The sequence below is a fragment of the Acidobacteriota bacterium genome, assembly GCA_004299485.1.
GTDB lineage: Bacteria > Acidobacteriota > Terriglobia > Terriglobales > SCQP01 > SCQP01.
This window is the reverse complement of record SCQP01000021.1, coordinates 20,944-27,538: the sequence shown is the minus strand read 5'-3', so window position 1 is coordinate 27,538 and position 6,595 is coordinate 20,944. Positions and strand designations below refer to the sequence as shown.

Annotated in this window: 5 protein-coding genes; 2 read left to right on the top strand and 3 right to left on the bottom strand. The window is 64.6% G+C overall.

Translation table 11 applies throughout. The features are described from left to right. From EPN33_15245 to EPN33_15235, 3 genes are all read right to left on the bottom strand, one after another. Positions 1 to 3,216, bottom strand: a 3,216-nt coding sequence (locus EPN33_15245; GenBank protein TAN20524.1) for a hypothetical protein, incomplete at its 3' end; no start/stop codon positions are given. 332 nt (positions 3,217 to 3,548) lie between these two features. Further along, positions 3,549 to 4,130, bottom strand: coding sequence for a Holliday junction branch migration protein RuvA (ruvA, locus tag EPN33_15240; GenBank protein ID TAN20523.1), 582 nt, complete (start codon positions 4,128 to 4,130; stop codon positions 3,549 to 3,551). Beyond that, positions 4,127 to 4,951, bottom strand: a complete 825-nt coding sequence (locus EPN33_15235; protein ID TAN20522.1) for an ABC transporter substrate-binding protein — start codon at positions 4,949 to 4,951, stop codon at positions 4,127 to 4,129. Before EPN33_15235 ends, ruvA begins: the two co-directional genes overlap by 4 nt. 69 nt (positions 4,952 to 5,020) lie before the next feature. Between EPN33_15235 and EPN33_15230 the strand changes: the two genes are divergently transcribed. Together EPN33_15230 and EPN33_15225 are read left to right on the top strand one after the other, a co-directional pair. Next, the gene (locus EPN33_15230; GenBank protein ID TAN20521.1) at positions 5,021 to 5,683 is read left to right on the top strand and encodes a hypothetical protein; all 663 of its coding nucleotides are present in this window, start codon (positions 5,021 to 5,023) and stop codon (positions 5,681 to 5,683) included. 28 nt (positions 5,684 to 5,711) lie between these two features. Continuing rightward, positions 5,712 to 6,593 (top strand): TlpA family protein disulfide reductase, encoded by an 882-nt coding sequence (locus EPN33_15225; GenBank protein ID TAN20520.1) that lies wholly within the window; start codon positions 5,712 to 5,714, stop codon positions 6,591 to 6,593. Positions 6,594 to 6,595 lie beyond the last annotated feature (2 nt).

The window sequence follows — 6,595 nt, the reverse complement described above, 5'->3', positions numbered from 1 at the left end:
ACTCCATTCGCTGCCGCAGTTGGCCCCGCTCAACCGCCCCAGGTCGTCCTGCGTGTAACTGCAGTTCTGGGTGTCGCCCGTCGAGAACGGATCGGTGATGTCGAGCGAGGCGAGCGTGCCGTTGCCGTTCCAGCTCAGCTTGCCAATGTCGTTGCTGCCGTTGATGTCCAGCGTGTACTGTGTCATCCGCTGGTCATTGTTGTAGCTGTAGCTGTCGTAGTCGCCCGAGGCAAACGTCACTTTGGTGACCTGCCAGGCGGGGTTGTAGCTGACCGAGGTGACCGGGTCCTCACAGCAGGACGCGGTCATCAGAGTCGTGCGGCCGGCGCTGTCGGGATTGTAGGTGACGGATGGCTCGCCGGGCTCCGTCAGAGTCTCTGCTGCACCGTTCAGCCACCAGCTCGCGCCGCTGACGTAGTAGCCGCCGGAGTGGGGCGTTGACTCGTAAAACTCGCTGGGCCTGCCCATGGCGTCGTAACCGAAGCCCTCATCGGTGATCTTAGCTCCCGCCGGACCGGTGTAGGCCTCCGCCAGCCGCCCGGTGGCGTTGGTCATATGCACCCCATCAACGACGGCGCCGACTCCGTAGACAAACGTCTTTGCCGGCGTGGCCGCGGCGTTGGGGCCCGACGGGTACGTGATGGCGGTCGTGCGGCCCCAGAGATCGTGGCCATAACAGGTCACGTTGCCGGCGTTGTCGACCCGCTCGACCAGCGAGCCGGCAGCGCTGCCGCAGGCGCCGGAGGAATCGAAGGTGAACGCGGTGGTTCCGGTCTCCGGCGCCGTCTCGCTGGTCATTCTACCCAGCCAGTCGTAGGCGAAGCTGCGGCTTTCGCCGTGCTGGCTCACGTTCGTCAGCAGGCCGAGCGGGCTGTAGGTGTACTGGGTGAGAAAGCCGTTGCCCGAGATTGCCAGGCCGCAGGCGGTGTTGCCATTTTGAGCGCTGAGTTCACACACCTGCCAGAGGTCGCCCCAGCCGTCGCGTACCAGGATGCGCGCCGGCGTGCCGCCTGGGGCGGCGATCTTGGTAGCGCTGGCGGTGTAGGAATAGTTGGTCGTCGAGGTTCCGTCCGCCTGCGTAACCGACTTCAGACGGTTCAGACCGTCAAAGACCGCAACCGTGAAAGCCGTGCCTGCTGCTGGTGACGCGCACGCGGTGTTGTACGGGGTGCTAGTTTTCGTCGTCCGCCCCATGTTGTCCCAGACGTACTCGACCGTGTCGCAGCCGCCCGTCGGCACCGCCCTCTGGCCATAAGCCAGCTCGCCATAACCGCCCAGCATCCGGTAGTCCGTTGCGGTGAGCGAGGCCGAGATCTTTGTAGCGGTGCTGACTTCCGTCGGGCTCACATACGAAATGGCATCGCCCCCGCCATCAGCGTTAACCGTGCCGGATGGTCTGGCCTCGGCATCGTAGCTGAACCTGGTCTGCGCGCCAGCCGGATCCGTCTGCTGTGTCAGGCGGCCGACGCCGCAGTCGTAGACCAGAATTTCGCTGCCGCCCGGGACCGTGGTGCTGCTGGGATAGGCGTCGGCGCAGTTACCGTAGCTCGTCGCCTCCTGATTGCCGTCGGGCGCCTTCACGGTGATGACGTTTCCGGTGTCGTCGTAGGCCAGATAGGTGTTGAGAGGATTGACGGACGAGACGTCGCGGCTTATCTCGGTGGGGTTGCCACGCAAGGTGTAGCCGGTGCCGAAGCTGCTGCCGTGGTTGAGCGCACCACTCGACGCGCTCAACCCCGACGGGGCGGCGTAATTGTCGTATGTGATCGCCGTTTCGGCGTAGATGTTCGAAGCGCCGTCCTGAACGGTGATTTGGTCGGGCCGGTCGACGATGTTGGGCGCCACGTAGTTGCTGTTGCCCTGATAGAGGTAATGAATCGTCGTGACGCGCTTGGTCGCGCCGCTGCCATCGCGCGCCCAGTCGATATCGGTTTCCGACGTTAGATTCCCGTAGGTGTCAAAACTGGTGTCGCGCTCGCTCACCCTGACGCCGTTCTGGTAGATCACGGCGGTGGCCGGCAGCTCGGGCGGACCGCTGGTATAGGTCCGCACTACCTCGCGCAAAAGCGTCACGCCGTCGGTGTCGTAATTCTGAATGCCGGTCGGCAGGCCGTCGGCGTCATAGGTCTCGACGGTCTTGGCGCCGTCCGGGTAGGCGATGCTGGTGCTGCCGGAGGAGCGCGTGTAGGTGGTGGTGCCCTGCGTGCCGCCGTCACTCTCGGTGACCGCAACGCTGGCCGGTGTGCCGTTTCCAAAGGCGCAGAGGTTGCCGTAGCTCAGCGTGGTCACGCCGCCCGCGGGAAAAGTGATCGAGTTGAGGCGGCCGGCAAAATCGTATCCGAACTGGTAGTACCAGTGCGAGCCGGACGTGTACTCGGGCAGCACCAGAAAGACCGGTACGCTCACGGTCCCCGAGTAATCGGCGATACCCGTGCAGCCTGCCTCGGTATTGGCGGCGACGTTGTTGTAAACCAGCAAGTAGGTGGCGTAGCTGCTCGAGCCGGGCTCCGGGACCTCGATGGCGGTGCAGTTGGGGTAGCTGAGCCCGTCCACCGGGTTGGTGCAACCGCTTTCAGGAATCACCTTGGCTACGATCGATCCGGTGGTATCGGTCCAGTCGGTCTCGCTGCCGTTCCTTGCCGAGGAGATGTAATTGCCATTGGTGTCCTCGATGGCGAACGCGCCTCCGCCGTTCGGATAGAGAATGCTGCCACTTCGATTTACAACGTAGTCGGTGCCCGCCGAAGCAGCGTGCAGCTCATAGCCGGAGCCATCGCTGGCGGTGGCCGTGAGGGAGGATGGCGGCAAGCCGCAGCTTATGTCATGCGTGAGCGAGCCGGAGAAAGGGTGCGAAGTCCCGGAAGGATCGACGTAATAGAAACCGGACATGACCGCATACTGGCACGTCCCTGATTGCGGATTGCCCCGCGTGTAAATCTGCGTCGTGGTGTTGCTGATCGACCCCAGCGCGGGTCCCACTGTCCAGCCGCTGCCGTAGGCGTAGTTGCGCCCGAAGGCCGCGCCAACGTTGACGAACACATTCGAGTTGTACGTCAGGTTGACCGCAAAGGGCACGCCCCGGCCCGGTTTGGCAAATATCGGAATCGAGAGGGAGGCATTGCCGCTCGCAGCACTCACGCGCACCGAGCGGCCGCGCACGGCCAGCGCGAACGGCGCAAGGCCGCCCAACGGCGCCGGCTGCTGTGCGCCGGCCACAGCGCCACTCAGCATCAAAAACTGCAGCGAGAGGAAGAAGAGAGAGAGAGAGGGAGAGAGTGCAAGTTTCGCGCCATCCGCATAAGTCTCACCTCGTGCTACTCACACTGCAATGGAGAATTGAACAACTCAGTGGCTCGCCACTTTTTGCCCTGGTCGCTCCCGTTGGTCGCTCGGAGTGCGGGCTTCGATTCCCGGCAGGGTCCGCCCGCTGGCGCTCAGGGCTCCTCCAAGCTGCCGCCAGATGCGGCAGTCAAGCGAAAAATGCGCTTGTTACAAAAAATCACAATCTTCAGGATTTGTCACAAAATTGTGACAAGGGCGCCCGCCTTTTACAGCGCCTTCATGCACGCGGCGAAGAGCTCGTCAAAGCCGGCGTCGGGGCGGGTGGCACGGGCGCGTTCGACTGCTTTGCGGGCCGAAGGCTCGGCGTAGCCCAGATTCATCAGTGCACTCAACACGTCTTCGGCAGGACCGGCAAACGCGGCGGCCGCGAGCGCCTCGGGCGCGACCGCAGCCAGCTTGTCACGCAGCTCAACGACCAGGCGCTCCGCGGTTTTGCGGCCCACGCCGGGAATCGAAGTCAGCCGCGCCAGGTCGCCGGAGTGCACCGCCACCGCCAAGGCGTCCGGCGCCAGCCCGGACAGAATGGCCAGCGCCAGCTTGGGACCAACCCCGTTGACCGAGATCAGCTTTTCAAAGACCTGCTTTTCGCCCGCCGTGGCGAAGCCAAATAATTGAATCGCGTCTTCGCGCACGTGCGTATGCACATGCACCGCTGCCTCGGCGCCCGGGGGCGGAAGTTGCGTGTAGGTGCCGACCGGAATCTGCAGCTCGTAGCCGACGCCATGCACGTCGAGCAGCATGCGGCCCGGCTGGCGCTCGCGCAGCACGCCCTGGAGCCAGGCAATCATGCCGCCACCAGCTCCGGCAGCACGGCGCTGGGGATGTGGCCATCGGCGGCGGCAAGTTCGAAAAAGCGTTGCAGGCCGGCACGATGACGCGCCGTCAGCCGGTGCGTTACGTTGGCGGTGAGATAACGCCGGATCTCCTCCGGCGGCAACCGCAGGCGCGGCGACCAGGAGGCGACCAAATCCTCGCGCTGCGCCAGCCCCTCGGCCAGCGCCTGCTGCAGCCGCTGCGGCAGCCAGTCACGGTGGGGCGCGAACGCGGAAGCGCGAATGCCCCACAGCGCAAACACGAAGGGCAACCCCGTCCAGGCCCGCCATACCCGCGCCAGGTCTTGGACCTCAAAGGCGCCTTCGGCATCGCCGCTGATGCGCAGCTTCAGCGCGGGATCGCCGATCAGCAACGTCGCATCCGCCCGTTCCAGCGCGCGGCGCCAGTCGGCGTCGCCCGGCGTCGTGGTAAAGTGGGCGCCAAAGCGATGCCGCAGCAGAATTTGTACCAGCGCAGCGGAGGTACGCGAGGCGCGATCCAGTGCCAGCGTTTTCACTTCGGCCAGCGGACGGCGGCTGATCAGCAGAATGCTGCGGACATCCGCGGCTTCGCCCTCGCCGTCGCACGAGGCCACGCCCAGCCCATCCAGGCCCACGAGGTTGGAGATGCGCGCCAGCTCGATGACCGGAATCACGCCCAGATCGGCGCTGCCGTCGCGCAAGCCCTCGGCGCAGGCCGAAGGCAGCGAATGCCGCAGGCGGAAGCGGGCATCGCCCTCCAGCCCCCACATCAGCGGTGCCGCATTTAAAAAGTCAATCGCCGCTATCGTGAGCATGGCCGCAAGTCAGTATACGGGAAGTTTCCCCTAGCGTAGCGGCACCGCAAACCATCGTAGAATCCCCGTATGTGCAATCTGTACCCATGGATGAAACGCGGGGCGGGCGTGATCGCGCTCGTCGCCTTCGGCTTGGCGGGCAGCGCTGGGGCGCAGGTAAATCCGCCGGTCGCCACCAACGTGCCTCAACCGGGCCAGCAATCGCCCTCGGTTTGGGGCGGCCGGTTCGCTATTCTCGCCGCCGGCTCGATGCAGTTCGCCAAGGCCACCACCGCCAACAGCAACGCCCTCAGCACCACCAACGTGGGCGGCTTCCAGCTTGGGGTTGAGGTGTTCGGCAACGACTCAAACGCGTTTGAATTCCGATACTCGTTCGCGCGGCCCACGCAAACCTACGGTTCCAATCTTTCGGTCAAATTCAACGATCAAACCTACAGCATGGATTACGTGCGCGCGATCCCTACGCAGGGCAGCATCCGCCCATTTTTTTTGGGCGGCGTGAGTGTCATCCACTACGTGCCGACGGGGGGCAACAACACGCCGGGCGCGGGGCCACAAGTCCGGGCGGGCATCGACCTGGGCGCCGGACTTGACTGGAAACTGACCTCGCAGCTCAGCTTGCTGCTGGAGTACCGCGACATCATCTACCGCGTTCCCGACTTTGGCCTGATCGGCATCAAGAAATGGAACAACATGCCCATCCCGGACGTAGGTCTCGCCTGGCACTTCTGAGGAACGGCGCGGACGTTAAAATAAGAGCATGCACGTAAGTCGAGCGGGCAAGCTGGCAGCGGCGGTGGTTTTTCTGGCGGCGGCGCTGGCGGCGCAGCGCGGAGGCCGGGCTGGGGATCTCGGGGCCCCCAGCTCGGCCGAGCGCCAAGCGGGTGGCGCGGCGCAGCCACGCCAGGCCCCGCGCCAGTCGATGCCACCGCAGCCAGAGCCGGAAGTCTACCTGTTTGAACACCCGCGGCCGGTGCCCAATCTTTCCGTTACCACCCTCAATGGCGAGCACGTCAGCCTGGCGGCGCTGCGCGGCAAGGTGGTACTGCTGAATTTCTGGGCCACGTGGTGCGGCCCGTGCCGGATGGAAATTCCCGAGTTCGAACGCCTGCAGCGTGAATACGCCGGCAAACTGCAGGTGGTAGGCCTGTCGGTGGACGAGCTGCCACCGGCTGCGGTTGCCAAAAAAGCGGCGGCGCTGGGCATCAATTATCCGGTGGCCATCGCCTCCCCGGCGGTGCAAAAACGCTTCGGACCCATCAACTCGATCCCGGTGACCTGGGTGATCGATCCCCACGGCATGTTGCAGCAGCGCAACCATGGCGCCAATCCCTACGCGGTGTTCAACACCGAAGTGCGGACATTGCTGGGTCTGCCTACCAAGATCAAGGTCGCGCGCGTAGATGCGCTCTCACCGGATGGCAAAGTGGGCACGATGAATATTCCGGGCATCGCGGCGGCACTTCAGAAACTCACGCCGGCGCAGCGCAGCCTCGTCCTGGCCAAGCTGAATACGCAGGCCTGCACCTGTGGCTGCGAATGGTCGCTGGCGACCTGCCGCGTCAAGGATCCCTCGTGCGGCTACAGCTTGCCGCAGGCACTGCAGCTCATCGCCGCCATTCGGGCGGGTAAAGTCCACTAAAC

Excerpts from the sequence above, each read along its gene's own strand:
- ruvA (TAN20523.1), bottom strand. The coding sequence starts at position 4,130 with ATGATTGCCTGGCTCCAGGGCGTGCTGCGCGAGCGCCAGCCGGGCCGC.
- EPN33_15235 (TAN20522.1), bottom strand. The coding sequence starts at position 4,951 with ATGCTCACGATAGCGGCGATTGACTTTTTAAATGCGGCACCGCTGATG.
- EPN33_15230 (TAN20521.1), top strand. The coding sequence starts at position 5,021 with ATGTGCAATCTGTACCCATGGATGAAACGCGGGGCGGGCGTGATCGCG.
- EPN33_15225 (TAN20520.1), top strand. The coding sequence starts at position 5,712 with ATGCACGTAAGTCGAGCGGGCAAGCTGGCAGCGGCGGTGGTTTTTCTG.